The sequence below is a fragment of the Paenibacillus humicola genome, from assembly GCF_028826105.1.
Lineage (GTDB): Bacteria > Bacillota > Bacilli > Paenibacillales > Paenibacillaceae > Paenibacillus_Z > Paenibacillus_Z humicola.
In genome coordinates, this window is record NZ_JAQGPL010000001.1 from 1,681,942 (window position 1) to 1,697,489 (window position 15,548).

The 15,548-nt window shown below is 60.5% G+C and carries 14 protein-coding genes; 11 read left to right on the forward strand and 3 right to left on the reverse strand.

The window, feature by feature from the left end; genetic code table 11:
• Positions 1–189 precede the first annotated feature (189 nt).
• Genes hemE through hemG form a run of 3 tightly spaced genes read left to right on the forward strand, consistent with a single transcriptional unit; the run spans position 190 to position 3,801 of the window.
• A complete protein-coding gene (gene hemE / locus PD282_RS07875; RefSeq protein WP_274649865.1) occupies positions 190–1,260 on the forward strand; it encodes a uroporphyrinogen decarboxylase in 1,071 nt (356 codons plus the stop codon).
• On the forward strand, positions 1,253–2,176 hold the full coding sequence (gene hemH, locus PD282_RS07880; protein WP_274649867.1) for a ferrochelatase: 924 nt from the start codon (positions 1,253–1,255) through the stop codon (positions 2,174–2,176). The genes hemE and hemH overlap by 8 nt, the downstream gene beginning before the upstream one ends.
• Positions 2,177–2,205: 29 nt before the next feature.
• Positions 2,206–3,801, forward strand: coding sequence for a protoporphyrinogen oxidase (gene hemG / locus PD282_RS07885; protein WP_274649869.1), 1,596 nt, complete (start codon positions 2,206–2,208; stop codon positions 3,799–3,801).
• 94 nt (positions 3,802–3,895) lie between these two features.
• Here hemG and PD282_RS07890 read toward each other — a convergent pair whose 3' ends face one another.
• Positions 3,896–4,435 carry a phosphatidylglycerophosphatase A family protein gene (locus tag PD282_RS07890; RefSeq protein ID WP_274649871.1) on the reverse strand — a complete coding sequence of 180 codons (540 nt, stop codon included), beginning with the start codon at positions 4,433–4,435 and terminating at the stop codon, positions 3,896–3,898.
• A 145-nt stretch (positions 4,436–4,580) separates the two neighbouring features.
• Between PD282_RS07890 and PD282_RS07895 the strand changes: the two genes are divergently transcribed.
• The 5 genes from PD282_RS07895 (at position 4,581) to PD282_RS07915 (ending at position 11,397) form a co-directional block, all read left to right on the forward strand.
• The gene (locus PD282_RS07895) at positions 4,581–5,951 is read left to right on the forward strand and encodes a GerMN domain-containing protein (RefSeq protein WP_274649873.1); all 1,371 of its coding nucleotides are present in this window, start codon (positions 4,581–4,583) and stop codon (positions 5,949–5,951) included.
• A 225-nt stretch (positions 5,952–6,176) separates the two neighbouring features.
• Positions 6,177–6,923 carry a ribonuclease PH gene (rph, locus tag PD282_RS07900; RefSeq protein WP_274649875.1) on the forward strand — a complete coding sequence of 249 codons (747 nt, stop codon included), beginning with the start codon at positions 6,177–6,179 and terminating at the stop codon, positions 6,921–6,923.
• The gene (rdgB, locus tag PD282_RS07905; protein ID WP_274649877.1) at positions 6,920–7,570 is read left to right on the forward strand and encodes an RdgB/HAM1 family non-canonical purine NTP pyrophosphatase; all 651 of its coding nucleotides are present in this window, start codon (positions 6,920–6,922) and stop codon (positions 7,568–7,570) included. The genes rph and rdgB overlap by 4 nt, the downstream gene beginning before the upstream one ends.
• 437 nt (positions 7,571–8,007) lie before the next feature.
• On the forward strand, positions 8,008–9,663 hold the full coding sequence (locus PD282_RS07910; RefSeq protein WP_274649879.1) for a pyridoxal phosphate-dependent decarboxylase family protein: 1,656 nt from the start codon (positions 8,008–8,010) through the stop codon (positions 9,661–9,663).
• 15 nt (positions 9,664–9,678) lie between these two features.
• Positions 9,679–11,397, forward strand: a complete 1,719-nt coding sequence (locus tag PD282_RS07915) for a methyl-accepting chemotaxis protein (protein ID WP_274649881.1) — start codon at positions 9,679–9,681, stop codon at positions 11,395–11,397.
• A 224-nt stretch (positions 11,398–11,621) separates the two neighbouring features.
• On the opposite strand, the gene asnB is transcribed toward PD282_RS07915, so the two are convergent.
• Positions 11,622–13,469 carry an asparagine synthase (glutamine-hydrolyzing) gene (gene asnB, locus PD282_RS07920; RefSeq protein ID WP_274649883.1) on the reverse strand — a complete coding sequence of 616 codons (1,848 nt, stop codon included), beginning with the start codon at positions 13,467–13,469 and terminating at the stop codon, positions 11,622–11,624.
• A gap of 178 nt (positions 13,470–13,647) precedes the next feature.
• On the opposite strand from asnB, the gene PD282_RS07925 reads away from it, so the two are divergent.
• Genes PD282_RS07925 through PD282_RS07935 form a run of 3 tightly spaced genes read left to right on the forward strand, consistent with a single transcriptional unit; the run spans position 13,648 to position 14,492 of the window.
• A complete protein-coding gene (locus PD282_RS07925) occupies positions 13,648–13,989 on the forward strand; it encodes a hypothetical protein (protein ID WP_274649885.1) in 342 nt (113 codons plus the stop codon).
• Positions 13,986–14,348 carry a hypothetical protein gene (locus PD282_RS07930; protein WP_274649887.1) on the forward strand — a complete coding sequence of 121 codons (363 nt, stop codon included), beginning with the start codon at positions 13,986–13,988 and terminating at the stop codon, positions 14,346–14,348. The genes PD282_RS07925 and PD282_RS07930 overlap by 4 nt, the downstream gene beginning before the upstream one ends.
• Positions 14,349–14,357: 9 nt before the next feature.
• On the forward strand, positions 14,358–14,492 hold the full coding sequence (locus PD282_RS07935; protein WP_274649889.1) for a hypothetical protein: 135 nt from the start codon (positions 14,358–14,360) through the stop codon (positions 14,490–14,492).
• Positions 14,493–14,677: 185 nt separating this feature from the next.
• Here the strand turns inward: PD282_RS07935 and PD282_RS07940 are convergent, their stop codons facing one another.
• The gene (locus tag PD282_RS07940) at positions 14,678–15,403 is read right to left on the reverse strand and encodes a Crp/Fnr family transcriptional regulator (RefSeq protein WP_274649891.1); all 726 of its coding nucleotides are present in this window, start codon (positions 15,401–15,403) and stop codon (positions 14,678–14,680) included.
• Between the last annotated feature and the right edge of the window lie 145 nt (positions 15,404–15,548).

Sequence of the window (15,548 nt, forward strand, 5' to 3'; positions counted from 1 at the left end):
CTCTTTCTTTTCGGATGTATGCCTTGCATGTTTATCCTGCAAAATTCTCGGTTTTCTATTCAAATCGGCGCCCGGCATGGCGTATTGTCATACGATTGTCAATGAAAGACAAACGGCGGCGGTTGTTTTTCGCAGGGGAAACAGGGCATAATGGAAACGAAGGGAAAACGATAGAAATGGGGAACGTTCATGAGCATCAACGACCGATTCATCCGGGCCTGCCGGAAGGAACCTGTCGATCGTGTACCCGTCTGGTATATGCGACAAGCGGGACGGTACGATCCCGATTACAGGAAAATTAAAGAGAAATATTCGCTGCTCGAAATATGCCGCAGACCCGAGCTGGCCGCCGAGGTAACGATGATGCCCGTGCGGAAGCTGGGCGTCGACGCGGCGATTTTATATTCCGACATTATGAACCCGGTCGCTTCGATCGGTATCGATTTCGATATCGTGCCGAACGTCGGCCCGGTCATCCATAACCCGATCGAGTCGGCGGCCGACGTGGCGCGGCTGAAGCCGATCGACGTGGAAGGCGATCTGCCCCATATTTTGGAGACGATTCGCATTCTGGACCGGGAGCTCGAGGTGCCGCTCATCACGTTCGCCGGCGCGCCGTTTACGATTGCGAGCTATCTGATCGAAGGGCGGTCGTCGAAGTCCTACATCAAGACGAAGGCGCTGATGTACGGCGAGCCTGCGGTATGGCATATGCTGATGGACAAGCTGGGCGATATGGTCATCGCCTATTTGCGCGCGCATATGAATGCCGGCGGCAAAGCGTTCCAGCTGTTCGACAGCTGGGTGGGAGCGCTCGCTCCCGAGGATTACAGGCAGTATGTCCTGCCGACGATCGAGCGGATTTTCGCGGAGCTGGCGGATTTGCCGCAGCCGAAAATATATTATCCCGGCGTTGCCTCGGGCGAGCTGCTGGCGACGCTCGGCGAGGTCAAGGCCGACGTCATCGGACTCGACTGGCGCGTGCCGATCGCCGAAGGACGGCGCCGCCTCGGCGGCACGTTCGGCGTACAGGGCAACCTCGACCCGTACGTGCTGGCCGCTCCGATGAACGTTATTGAGGCGCATGCCGCCCGCATTATCGATGAGGGCCTGCAGCAGCCGGGCTTCGTGTTCAATCTCGGGCACGGCCTGTTCCCGGAGGCGCCGCTCGACAAGCTGCGGGAGCTGACCGCGTTTGTTCATGCTTACTCGGCGAAAGCGATCGCCGCGACGGGCAAGGAGGAAGCATCGCATGTCTAAGGAACGCGTCGGGGTGCTCGTCATGTCGTACGGCACGCCGGAAAGCATGGACGGCATCGAAGAATATTACACGCATATCCGAAGAGGGCATGCGCCGACGCCGGAGCAGCTGGCCGAGCTGACCGGGCGTTACGAGCGTATCGTCGGCGGCGTTTTTCCGCTGCGCGAGAACACGAACCGTCAAGTTGCCGGCCTGCAGGCGGCGCTCGACGCTTCGTCGCCGGGCCGTTACGTCTGCTATCAGGGGTTGAAGCACGCCCGGCCGTATATTGAAACCGGAATGGAAGAAATCGCGCGGGACGGCATCACGAAAGCGATCGGCATTGTGCTGGCGCCGCATTATTCCGTCATGAGCGTCGGCGGCTACATCGAGCGGGCGAAAAAGCGGGCGGAGGAGCTCGGCGTGGACGCGGCCTTTGTAGAAAGCTACCACCTGCATCCGAAGCTGATCGAAGCGCTCTCGGAGCGTGTCGTCAATGCGCTGAAGGGCTTCGACCGTACGGAGCCGCTCAAGGTGCTGTTCAGCGCCCACAGCCTGCCGCAGCGAATCCGCGAAATGGACGATCCGTACGAGCGGCAGCTGCTCGAGACGTCGTCCGCCGTCGCCGAGCGCTCCGGCGTAAACGACTGGGCGTTCACGTGGCAGAGCGCCGGGCGGACACGCGAGCCGTGGCTCGGCCCGGACATTTTGGAGACGCTGCGCGAAACGGCGGACAGCGGCTGCAAACAGGTGCTTTCGGCGCCGATCGGCTTTGTGTCGGATCACCTGGAAGTGCTGTACGATCTCGATATCGAAGCGAAAGCGGAAGCGGAGGCGCTCGGCGTTCGCTTCGCCCGCACCGACATGCTGAATACGGATCCGCGCTACATGCAGACGCTGGCCGAGTCGGTGGAAGCCAAGGATGAATGGCAATAACGCCGGAAATTTTCGGAGGAGATGAATCTATGCTGCGGAGAAGCGGAAAACCTGATCGTTTGGTCGTCATTGGCGGCGGGATCAGCGGACTGAGCTCCGCTTTTTATTTGCTGCGCGAAGCGGAAGCGCGCGGCCGAAAGGCGATTGTGACCATCGTCGACGCATCCCCCAGGCTCGGCGGCAAAATCGACACCCTGCGCCGGGACGGCTTCATCATCGAGCGGGGACCGGATTCGTTTCTGACGCGCAAAACGCCGACGATCGAGCTCGCCCGGGAGCTGGGCATCGAGCACGAGCTGGTCGCCCAAAACCCTTCGGGCAAAAAGTCGTTCATTTTGCACCGGGGCAAGCTTTATCCGATGCCGCCCGGGCTTGTGCTCGGCATTCCGACGGAAATCATGCCGTTCGCCCGTACCGGTCTGCTTTCCTGGGGGGCCAAGCTGCGCGCGCTGCTCGATTTCGTCCTGCCGGCCCGCAAGGAGACGGGCGACGAATCGCTCGGCGATTTTCTGTCGCGCCGTCTCGGGCCGGAGGTGATGGAGCGGGTGGCGGAGCCGCTGCTCGCCGGGATTTACGCCGGCGATTTGAGCAAGCTGAGCCTGCAGGCGACCTTCCCGCAGTTCGCCCAGGCCGAGCGTAAATACGGCAGCCTGATCCGCGGCATGCGCGCGAGCAGGCGCAGCGCGCCTCCGGTGCCGGAGGTGCTGAAGGGGCTGCCCGACAGCCTGCGCGCCAGCATGTTTCTATCATTCAGGGGTGGCCTGTCCACCTTGGTGGAAGCGCTCCGCGGATCGCTGGACCGCTCCGGCACGGACTGGAAGCTGGGCGTAAAAGCGGTTGCGATCGAGCGCGTATCCGCCGGGGACGGCAGACGGAGCGGCGGAGGGCTGCAAATTCGTCCGGACGGCATATCGGCGGAGCCGGGTGCGGCAAGCGAAGCGGCGGTGATTGAAGCAGACGCGGGAACGGCAGCGGAGGCAGAAGCGGGGGCTCCATATCTGGTAAAGCTCTCTAACGGCGAGACGATCGCCGCCGACGGTATCGTCGTTACCGCGCCCGCTTATGCGGCCGCCGAGCTGCTCGCCCCGCATGCGGATGCTGCGGCGCTGCGGGCGGTTCGTTATGTCTCGGTCGCGAACGTGGTGCTTGCGTTCCACCAATCAACGCTGGCCGCACGGTTCGGCGGCTCGGGCTTCGTGATCCCTCGTTCGGAAGGCACGACGATTACGGCGTGCACGTGGACGTCGGTCAAATGGCTGCATACGAGCCCGGACGACAAGGTGCTGATTCGCTGCTATGTCGGACGGGCGGGCGACGAAGCGGCCGTCGACCTTCCGGACGATCAGCTGATCGCCGCCGTGCGCGGCGATATCCGCAGCACGATGGGCATTACCGCAGAGCCGCTGTTTGTCGAGGTTACGCGCCTGCCCCGGTCCATGCCGCAGTATCCTGTCGGACATGTGCAGCAGACAAGCGCTCTGCGCAGGGAACTCGCCGCCAAGCTCCCGGGTGTCTGGGCGACGGGGGCCGCGTTCGACGGCGTCGGTTTGCCGGACTGCATCCGCCAGGGCCGGCAGGCTGCGGCGAAGATTTACGAAACGCTCGGTCAAGAGACCTCGTCTTGACCGGCCGAACAACAAAAGAGCGCTGGAACCGTTAGGGCGATTAATATGCCCGGTTCCAGCGCTCTTGCTGCTCATGAAGACGAAAGCAGCCGCATCAATCGATCGGCGGCTCGATGGTGCCTTCCCGCTCCGCCTGCTTGCGATGGGCGATCCGGCTGCTCGCCGAGGCGGCGATCGCACCGACGATATCGTCCAGGAACGTATGACATTCGTCATCCTCTTTATCGTTCAGCCGTTTCAGGACGCCCGGCTTCAGCTTGTCGACGTACCCGAAATTCGTGAAGCCGATGCTGCCGTATACATTCACGATCGACAGCGCGAGCACTTCGTCGCAGCCGTAAAGCCCTTCGTCGTTCTCGATCATTTCCTGCAGCGGCGGCAGCAGCTTGCCTTCCTCGGCCAGCAGGTCGAGCTGGATCCCCGTCAGCACCGCGTTCTGCACCTCGCGCTTCGACAGCACCGCCTCCACATAAAGCTCGCATTCCTCGATCGTCAACCCGGGGTAATAATCCTTTTGCAGAAACATAACCAGCTCGGCGATCTGGGTAATCGTGACTCCCCGTTTGGCAAGCCATTCCTTCGTCGCATCGGCGACCTTCCGGCTGTTCAGGCTGTACAATTTCGATTTAGACATCGACTGCACCTCTTGCCTCATTTTGTTGGACAAAACTGGTCTAATTTTTTCGAGAGCTCGTATACATAGTACTACAAAACAGGAACTTGTACCAACCGGATGAAGAAGCTGACGGTTGAATTCCAATCGGGGAGGAATTATCGACATGACTCATTATCGCCTGCTTCGCCGGGCCGCGCTCGCCGGAGCGCTGGCGCTGCCCATTTTGACGACCGGATGCGGATTGTTTTCCCAGCAGACAAGCCAGTCAATCGACCCGCCGCAAAACAGCGCCGCAGCGGGCAATGCCGCGGTCGGCAGCAGCGCAGCCGTTGACGGCACGGCGGCAAGCGGCACCGCAGCCGTTGACGGCACGGCGGCAAGCGGCACCGCAGCCGACGACGGCACGGCGGCAAGCGGTACCGCAGCCGATGACGGCACGGCGGCAAGCGGCACCGCAGCCGACGACGGCACGGCGGCAAGCGGCACCGCAGCCGACGACGGCACGGCGGCAAGCGGCACCGCAGCCGATAACGGTACGGCGGCAAGCAGCACCGCAGCCGATAACGGCAAAGCGGCAAACGGAACAGCCGCAGCAGGCAACTCCGCCTCGTCCGGCAGCGCAGCTTCCCAGGTCGGCGGACAAGCCGCTGAAGATACCGACTCGTCGCAAATGACCGTGTATTTGAAAAACGACGACGGCCTGCTCGCTCCGGTCACGATCAGCGCCGCGCTCGGAGCGCAGGAAAAGGCGGGCCAGAAGGCGCTCGAAATGATGGTGGACGGCGGTCCGTACGCGAAAGAGCTGCCCGATGGCTTCCAGGCCGTGCTGCCGAAGGGAACGCAGGTGAAAAGCTTCGATATCGTCAAAGACCAGAAAATGGCCGTCGTCGATTTCTCGAAATCGTTTACCGATTATAACGCGGCGGATGAGCGGCAGCTGGTCGAAGCGGTAACCTGGACGCTGACCGGCATGGATGGCGTCGACAAGGTGCAGCTTCAGGTCGAAGGTCAGACGCTGACCGAAATGCCGGTGGCCGGGATGCCGATCGACGAGCCGATTACCCGGGCGGTGGGCATCAATCTGGAGGAAGCGGACGGCGTCGATATTACGCGCTCGACTCCGGTGACGCTCTACTTCTCGGCCGTCACGCCAAACGATGAAACGTATTACGTCCCGGTTACCCGTCTCGTCGACCGCTCGGACAACCGCGCCAAGGCGGCCGTGCAGCAGCTGATCGACGGGCCGCTCGACACCCATCGTCTTACGCCTGTCATCACGCCGGACGTGACCGTCAAGGACGTTACCAAAAAAAGCGATGTCGTTACCGTCAACCTGCAGGACAACGGTTATCAGGACGGCATGCAGGAGCCCGCGGAAATGATGGAGGCGATCGTGCTGTCGCTGACCGAAAACACGGGCGCCGACAAGGTGCAAATCGTGCTCAACGGCAAAACGGACGTAACCGACACGAACAACCAGTCCTACAGCCAGCCGGTCAGCCGTCCGGAGCATATGAATCCCTTCAAGTCGTAACGGGTCCGGCGGCCCTGGCAGCACACGGCCGGAAACGAAATACGCCAATCTCAGCGATCCGCAAAGAGGCTTCCCGCCGGGAGGCCTCTTTCGCTTTGTTCGGGACCGAATGCCGGAAAACCGCCTTCACTCCGGGCGAAAGATGATTTTCGCCCCCGACTTTGATAAAATGGAAGCGATTGGCTTGGCAGCATGCAGCAGATAAATGGAGGATAGCAAACCAAGATGAGAACAGACGGACGACAGTGGGACGAGCTACGGCCGGTCGCCATTACATTAAACCCGAACAAGTACGCCGAGGGCTCGGTGTTGATCGAGTTCGGCGACACGAAAGTAATCTGCACCGCCACGGTGGAAGAGCGTGTGCCGCCGTTTATGAAGGGGCAGGGAAAAGGGTGGATTACGGCGGAATACGCCATGCTTCCGCGCGCTACCCAAACGCGAAATCAGCGTGAATCGGCTAAGGGCAAGCTGACCGGCCGCACGATGGAAATCCAGCGTCTGATCGGCCGGGCGCTTCGCTCCGTCGTCAATCTCCAGGCGCTCGGCGAACGGACGGTTACGCTCGACTGCGACGTCCTTCAGGCGGACGGCGGAACGCGCACGACGTCGATTACGGGCGCTTTCGTCGCGCTGGCGCTTGCCGTGCACAAGCTCTCCCGGACGAATGAATTCGGCAAATATCCGATTACCGATTTTCTTGCATCGGTCAGCGTAGGCGTCATCCAGCAGCAGACGCTGCTCGATCTCAATTACGACGAAGACTCGAAGGCGAAGGTGGACATGAACGTCGTCATGACCGGCGCCGGCAGCTTTGTCGAGGTGCAGGGGACGGGGGAAGAATCCCCGTTTTCGCGGCGGGAGCTGGACGAGCTGCTTGGCCTGGCCGAGCAGGGCATCCGCTCGCTTGTCGCCAAACAGCGCGAGGTACTCGGCGGCATCGCGGAGCGAATCGGGACGGCGCGCGTATGAAGGCGGGCGATACGATTGTCGTCGCAACGAAAAATACCGGCAAGGTGCGCGAATTCGCCCATGCGCTGAGCAAGCTCGGCGTGAACGTCGTCAGCATGTTCGATTACCCGGACGTGCCGGATATTATAGAGGACGGCGAGACGTTCATGGAGAACGCCCGCAAAAAGGCGCGCACCGCCGCCGAGGCGCTCGGGCTGCCGGCGCTGGCCGACGATTCCGGGCTTGAAGTAGCCGCGCTGGCCGGCCGGCCGGGCATCTATTCCGCCCGGTATTCCGGTCCTGACGCCACCGACGAACGGAACAATGCGAAGCTGCTGAGCGAATTGAAGCAGCTGACGGAAGGCCGGCAGGATGAGCCGGAGCGCCTTCCGGACGGTACGGCGCTGCTCAGCGACGCCCGGTTCGTCTGCGCGCTGGCGCTGTACGATCCTGAAACCGGCACGTTCACCGAGGCGGAAGGCGAGGTGCCGGGACGTATTGCGGATCGCCCGCGCGGCTCGGAAGGCTTCGGCTACGATCCGCTCTTCTGGCTGCCGGAGCTCGGCAAGTCGATGGCAGAGTTGACGAAGGACGTCAAGCAGTCGATCGGTCACCGGGGGGCGGCGCTTCGTGCGCTGCTGGAACGGCTCGATCGCGAAACGGCGTAATATAGACACACGACTAAGGCGGGACGTCCCATGGGGCGTTCCGTTTTTTTATTTGACCACGGATAAAGGACTAAAGACCCGTATTAAATCGCAATAAAGGTCGAATCCGTGTCAAAAATATGAAAATGATGTCAAAAATCATTGTCGATCGTCGAAAATGATAGTAATATATTCCTTGAAATCTGCTATTAATTTGTAAGTCGATGTCCGATAAGTCCCGGTTCATGTGTATGAGGGCGCGATTCGACCGGAAGTTAACCTGCAACGTTAGTCTTACGACCTGCGGCCGTCGCCGCCGGACCGGGGCACCGGCACGGCGGCGACGGCCGCACCGGGGACGCTGCTCTTTTTTATCGAACGGCCGGAGCAGCTGTAAAGTTTTTCCCCCTCGGAGCCGTTCATATACATAGACGACAAGATTAGGAGAGAGGGAGATTATGAGCAGGGCAATGGACGCAGCAGTGCATTTGTTTCCGAGCGAGGACGGCAATGAGGCGCAGAGGGAGCAATTATTGGGGCTTTTGAATCAGCTGCTCAGCGGCTTTGACCGTCTGAAAGACGCGGACCGCGTCAATTTAAAAGGCGGCAAGGACCGCAGCGGTCATTTTTACGGCCAACTGGCGCAGAGCAGCCGGATCCCGGAGGGCGGCGTACCGCTCGAAGACGTAACGGACAAGCTGCTTGAACTGATGCACGACCACCCGTACCACACAAAATATTTTCTGACCAACATTTTGCCGATGGCGTCCGTTCCCGGCATGATCGGCATGGTGGCGGCGATGCTGGCCAACGGCAACAACCTGTGGGATGTTTACGGACCGGCCGGCGCAGAGGCGGAGGTGCGGGTCATTTCCATGATGTCGCAGCTGGTCGGATACGATCACGCCCGCAGCGGCGGGTACACGACCTGGGGCGGGCAGGGCGCGATTTTTACCGGCCTCAGGCTCGCGATCGCCAAATTTGACCGGGATGCCCCGCGCAGCGGCGTCACCAGGCCGCTTTATGCGTTTTGCTCGGAGGCGGCGCATTACAGCCTGTTCAAGTCCATGGAAGCGACCGGGCTCGGAAGCGACCGGCTGATCAAAATCCGGACGCTTGCCGACAGCGCGATGGATCCGGAAGATTTGCGCAGACGGATGGGGGATGTGATTGCGGGCGGCGGCATCCCCGCCTATATCGTGGCGACGACGGGCACGACGGATGCGATGGGCATCGACGACTTGCGGGCGATCGCGCATGCGGCGGAAGAGGCTTCCGCAGCAGCAGGGCTCCCCAGGCCGCACATCCACGCCGATTCCGCGCTGGGCGGATTTTTCGCTTTCTATAACGATTACGATTTTGATGCCAACCCGCTTGGCCTGGACGACGAGACGTCCGCTGCGCTTGCATCGATCGCGGGTAGGTTGGAGGCGCTGCAGCTGGCCGATTCGCTCTGCTTCGATTTTCAGAAGCTCGGTCAGACGCCGTACTGCACCAGCCTGTTTCTCGTCAAGGATTCTGCGGATTTGCAGCTGCTCGATTTGGACGCCTCGGAGACGCCTTACGTCGGACACCGCGGCTACGGCCAGTACCATACCGGCTATACGCTCGAATGCTCGCGCATGGCCAGCTCGATCAGCATGTACAGCGCGCTGCTCGCCTTCGGCAAAGACGGCTACCGGCGGCTCCTCGCCCAATTCGTATCCGTCAATCACGCGTTCCGCAGGCAGCTGGCGGCGGAGGTACCGGAGCTGACCATCGTCAATCCCGGCAATCCGGGAATCATTACGCTGTTCCGGCTTTATGGCGAAGGGATGCCGGGCTTCGAGCAGGAGCTGGCCGGCGTTTGCAGCCGCGAGCAGATTGAACGGACCAATGCGCTTAACGAACGCTTTTTTGAGCAGCTCGGACGGCAGCGTGACCGGATGTTTTTCGGCGATACGAAGAAGCATCTGTTGGTGCCGACGGTGGAAGGCGACCGGATTGCGCTTTACGCCAGCAAGCTGTTTGTTATCTCGCCGTATACCCGGATCGAGCACGTGCCCGAAATCGTCCGGTATTTGAAAACGCAAGCGGCTCACGTTTACGGAAACGAATATACCCCGATCCACTAACAGGAGGAAGCAAACGTGATTCTAAACCTTTTCAGCCCGTTCAAAACCCGGTTATCCTTCAAAATGACGGCCAGTATTCTGATCCTGCAGCTGTTCACGTGCTTTGCTTTTGCCGGCGTTTCGTATTATATCAGCCACGAGCTGTCGAACAAGGTTGTGCAGCAGCTCGACCTGAGGCTGGAATCGGAAATCGGCATCGCATCGGATATCGTGAAGTCCGTCCCCGGCTACGACGAAGAGATCAAGTCGGCGAGCGAACCGCTTTATATCGAAATCAAATCCAGGCTTGAGGAAATGAAAAAGAAAAACAACCTGGAGAATGTGTATCTGCTCTCCAAAAGCGGAGGCCGCGACCATATCGTGATTTTGGCGGACGTGAAGGACGATTTCGGCACGGACTATCCGTTTACGTCCGATATGAACGAAACGCTGACGGCGAACAAAGTGGTCACCAGCAGCATTTACAAAGACGAATACGGCGTCCATAAATCGATTTTTGTGCCTTTGAACGACGGCAATAAGACGACGCTGCTCGGCATCGATCTGGACGCGTCGGTCGTGCCGAAAACGATGTCCCAGGTGTTCTGGTCGATCTTTACGATTACGGCCGGCGTATTGGTGATCGGCTTCGCCGTCGCGATGCTGATCAGCAGGCTCGTTACGCGCCCGGTTCGGAAGCTGATGGCGGCAACCGCCAAGGTGGCCGAGGGCGATCTGCGGGAGCAGACCGTCATGACGCGCCGCGACGAGGTCGGCAAGCTGGCCGCATCCTTCGGCGAAATGAGCGCCAGCCTGCGGCAGCTGATCCGGCAAATTACGTCATCGGCCGAGCATATCACGGACATGACGCGCGACCTGAATCAATCCGCCGGCGAATCGAGCGAAAGCGCGCAGCAGGTGGCCGTATCGATGAACCGGATGAGCGAGAGCATCGGCGAAATCGTCGGCAGCATCAATGACAGCGCCTCGGCTATTTCCGAAATCGATTCGGAGCTGTCCGACGTCACGGGCGACGTGACGGAGATGCGGTCCATTGCCGCCAATGCGATGGAAAAATCGGCCGAAGGCCAGCTGCTGGTCGAGCAGACGCTGCAGCAGATGAACGCCATCCAGCGCGCGATGAAGCATTCGCTCGACGCGGCCGAACAGCTGGACGGCCGTTCGCGGGAGATCGGCGAGATCGTCACGATCATTTCGAATATCGCGCAGCAAACGAATCTGCTGGCGCTCAACGCTTCCATCGAAGCCGCGCGCGTCGGCGAGCAGGGGAAGGGCTTCGCCGTCGTCGCCGGCGAGGTGCGCAAGCTGGCGGAGCAGTCGGCGCAGTCGGCGCTTTCGATCACCGAGCTGGTGACGGGCACGCAGGAGTACAGCAGGCTGGTTATCGACCGCCTTCACGAGGGCGATCAAGCGGTTGCGCAGGGGCATATCCGGCTGAGCGGCACGTATGAGAATTTTAAAGGCATCCAAACGGGCGTCTCCCAATTTTCGGAGCGGACGGAGCAGCTGTCCGAGGCGCTCGGCAAGGTGGAGCGGTCGTTCGAGAAAATTACGACGGCTATGCAGCAAATCTCAATCATCACCGAAGAGCAGGCGGCCGGTTCGGAGGAGGTCGCGGCGGCGGCGGAAGAGCAGAGCGGCGCCATGCAGGAGCTGAGCGCCTGGACCCGCAGGCTGGCGGAGCTCTCGGACGAGCTTCAGCAATCGGCCCAGAAATTTAAAGTGAGCGAGTAATAAGAAAGCGAGCGACAAAAAGAAACCCCGCTGCCATCCGGCGGGCGGCCTGCGGGCTGCCGGCTCCGGACTCCAGTCGGGGCTTTTTTGATGGATAGGAAGAGGTTAACTTTCCGCCAATTTTGTTTCGCCGCCGCAGGACGGCGTCGGCCGATTCGATCGATGGGAAGAAGCTTGCTCCGCCGCCGCAATACAGCGTCGACCACGTCTTTCCGGGTGGCTCTTCAGCGTACGGCGACGTTATATTCCCGCAGCCACGTATCGACCTGAAGAAGATAAGCGAACAGCTGCGGGCCGGACATAAGCTGGCCGAACCAGGGGAAGTTCGAGCTGGCTTCTTCCGATGCGGCGATTTCACGGATTTTCCTCACGTTGATGAGCGGCAGCAGCGGGGACGTTCCTTCCTCCAGCACCTCCATGAACCGGGAACGAACGGCGGTCAAATAGTTCGGATTGTGCGTTTTCGGATAGGGGCTCTTCTTGCGGTACAGCACGTCGTCCGGCAGCACGCCTTCCAAGGCGCGGCGCAGCACGCCTTTCTCGCGGCCGCCGGTCATTTTGATCTCCCACGGAATGTTGAAGACGTATTCGACGAGCCGGTGATCGCAGTACGGCACACGCACCTCGAGGCCGGCAGCCATGCTCATCCGGTCCTTCCGATCCAGCAGCGTCGGCATGAAGCGGGTGATGTTCAGATACGACATGACGCGCATCCTGGCTGCGGCCGCGTCCTCGCCGGAAAGCTTCGGCACCTCGGCCAGCGCCGACGAATAACGATCGCCGATATATTCGAGAGGCCGGATCCAGGCGGCGACATCCTGCGAGAGCAGCTCCGCGCGCATCGGCGACGCCAGCGCCCACGGGAAGGTGGCGGCGTTTAGCGAGTCCTCGCGGTGGAACCAAGGGTAGCCGCCGAAAATTTCATCTGCGGCTTCGCCGGAAATAGCGACGGTGGCGCCTTTCTTGATTTCGCGGCAGAACAGCAGCAGCGAAGCGTCGACATCGGCCATGCCCGGCAGGTCCCGCGCCAGCGTTGCCGCCCGCAGCGCCTCGACAAGCTCCGGCGTATCGAATTGAACGAAATGATGAGTCGTGCCGAGGTGGTCGCGCATCCGCTCGATCCACGGGGCGTCGGCATTCGGCTGGAAGGCGTGCGCCTTGAAATGCTTGTCGTTGTCGACATAATCGACCGAGAACGTGTGCATCGTTCCTTGCCCGTTCTCCTTATAATAGCGGACGGCCAGCGCCGTCAGCGCGCTCGAATCGAGTCCGCCGGACAGGAGCGTGCAGAGCGGTACGTCGGAAACGAGCTGGCGCTCGAGGGTATCCTTCAGCAGGTCCCGCACCGTCGATGCGGTCGCTTCCGCGTCCTCGGTATGCGGCCGGCTTTCCAGCCTCCAGTAATGCGAGATGGAGACGCCCGACCGGTTCACCGTAGCGCACTGGCCGGGGAGCAGCTCCGCAAGGTCGCGGTATACGCCGTGGCCGGGCGTCCTTGCGGGTCCGATCATAAAAATTTCCGCCAGACCTTCAGGCCCGATTTCCGGCTTGACGGCCGGATGGGCGAGCAGCGATTTCGGCTCCGAGCCGAAAATGAACCGGCCGAGCTGGCGGGCGTAGAAGAGCGGCTTGACGCCGAGCCGGTCGCGCGCCAGAAACAGCTCCTGCTCGCGGGTATTCCAGATGGCGAAAGCGAAGATGCCGTTAAACCTTTCCACGCAGGACGAGCCCCACTCCATATAAGCGACAAGCAGCACCTCCGTGTCGCATGTCGTCGTAAACCGCCTTCCGCGGCTTTCCAGCTCTCGTTTCAGCTCGGGCGCGTTATACAGCTCGCCGTTATAGACGATCACGTAATCGTCGTCGTCGATTGAAGTGCGGACCATCGGCTGCGCGCCGTTTGCGGGGTCTATGACGGACAACCGCCGGTGACCGAGGGCGCAGTGCGGAGAAATCCAGGTGCCGGAGGCATCCGGACCGCGCGCCGCCAGCGTGCAGGTCATTTTCTCCAGCGTCGCGGCTTGCTTCGTGAGGTCGTCTGTCCAATCGATCCAGCCCGTGAATCCACACATGGTTCTCATTCCTCTCAGGCGTATTCGCGAAATAGGGCGGCATAGGCAGCGATCGGCTAATGGGGGTTAAGCAGCGATACTATGATGGGTATGCGCCCGGGGGGCATAAAATGTCTGTCCGCGGGGGGAAGCTATCGCGGAGGAAAACGTTAGCGAATAAGGAGATGACATGCACAGAATGGAGCATGAGATGCAGCGTGAACCGGCTGCGGCGGAGCCGGGCGGGGAGGGTACGATCCGGCGGACCTACTTCGTAACCGTTCAAGCGGAGTCCGGAGGATTGCAGCCGCCGCCCGGGCTCGAGGAGCTGGAGATTCGCGCCAGCGAGGAAGAGATGAAAAGGCTGCACCGGCAGTTCGAGGAGCTGCCGACCGCCGGCGAAGCGGGACCGGGACAGCCGCCTTCCGCTGGGCAAGGGAAGATGCTGGAGATGTACAAGCTGCTGTATCGGCTAGGAACGCCGGATACGAAGACGAGAATGGCTTCGGCGGGGCTACTGCCGGAGGAAAGCCGCCCATGAACGTGACGGAGGCGTCGGTGCTGCGCAAAACGGAGCGGGAAGGAAAGCCGTGCTGCGAGGTGAAGGTGCGTACGGACCGGCCGGATTCGCCGGAGCTGCTTGTCTATTTCGGACCGTCGCGCGACAACGATTTCGATCTGCTCGCGATCGTCCGCAAGGACGCCGAAACGGTAATCGACTGGTTCGACAACGGCCTCCATAACGCATATGCCGATGTGACGATCGAGCTTTTCGAGACAAGCACGATGAAGACGGACTGGGGGCGCCGCGAAACGTTCAAGGAGCAGGTGCTCTCGCAGCCCGGCATCCGGGCCGGCCTCGGGCGTTTACTCGGTGTAAGCGCGGAAGAAAGGAGGTGAAGAACGAGCATGGCGAATGAAGGGAAAAACAACAAGGGGCGCAAATACGCGGACAACAACGATTACGCCGAAGAAGTGATGGAGGCGAATTCGAAGCAGCCGGCCCAAAACAACCCAAGCGAAGGCGTAAACCGGGCGAAATAAGCTGCCGCCGCGAGGCAGACGGCTTCAGCCTGGCGGACGAACCGGCAGGCTGGAGACGTTTGGCGCCGGACCGGTCAGCCGCCCGCAGCAGTTGGCAGCGCTATTATATAGAAGGAATTACGTCCGGCTCCATCCATACGCTTGGCTGTGCCCGGTCCCGGTTCGGAGCCGGCCGAGACTGCAGCTCAGGCATGCTTTTTCGCTCTTACCGAAGGTACGTGCTCCAAGCCGCCCGAATAAACGTCGAAGAAGCTGTCGAGCAATACGATTCTCCTCCCTTCGAATTCCAGCAGCCCCTGCGCCTTCATGTCCTTCAGATTGCGGTTGATCGATTCCCGCGACGTGCCGCAAAAGTCGCCCAGCTTATCCTGCGATACCTTGAAGTTGACCAGCGTGCCGCGGAGGCCGTTGTTATTGTAGGGCATTCCATATTCCGCCGAAAATCGGAGCAGAATATTGGCCAGACGTTCATGTACTTCGTAGAACGCGAGATTCTCGATCTGAATTTGAGCTTCTTTCCAGCGCCGGTGAAGGATGTTCAGCATCATGTTGTTCACGTTGCGGTATTGCGCGAGAAGCCCCTGGAAATCGTCCTTTCGGATATAACAGATCTGGCTCGTTTCCAGCGTTTCGGCGTAATGCGTGTATACCTTTTCATTGAGGACGTCCCCTTCGCCGAAAATCATGCCCTCCGTCACGATATTAAGCGTAATCTGCTGTCCGTTGTGGGCGATGCGGGTCAGCTGGACGCTGCCTTTTTTGATCATATAGACAAAATCGCTCGGATCGTTCGGGTGGTAAATGATCACGTTTTTCTTGATCGGCATGTGCGGACTGAAAATATGGAGGACTTCGTCTAAACATTCGTGCGGAATCAAAGACAGAATTTCGCTCTTCTTAACGTACCACATGCGGACATCCCCTTTGACATGGTTTATGGGCAGCGGACAAAGCCTCGGCGCACCATTAATTGTAAACGGTTACACGGCGAGCGGCAACGAAGGAGGGCAGGACGCGGGAGCGAAAGAGACCAGCGCTTCCGATGCGCTGGCCCTT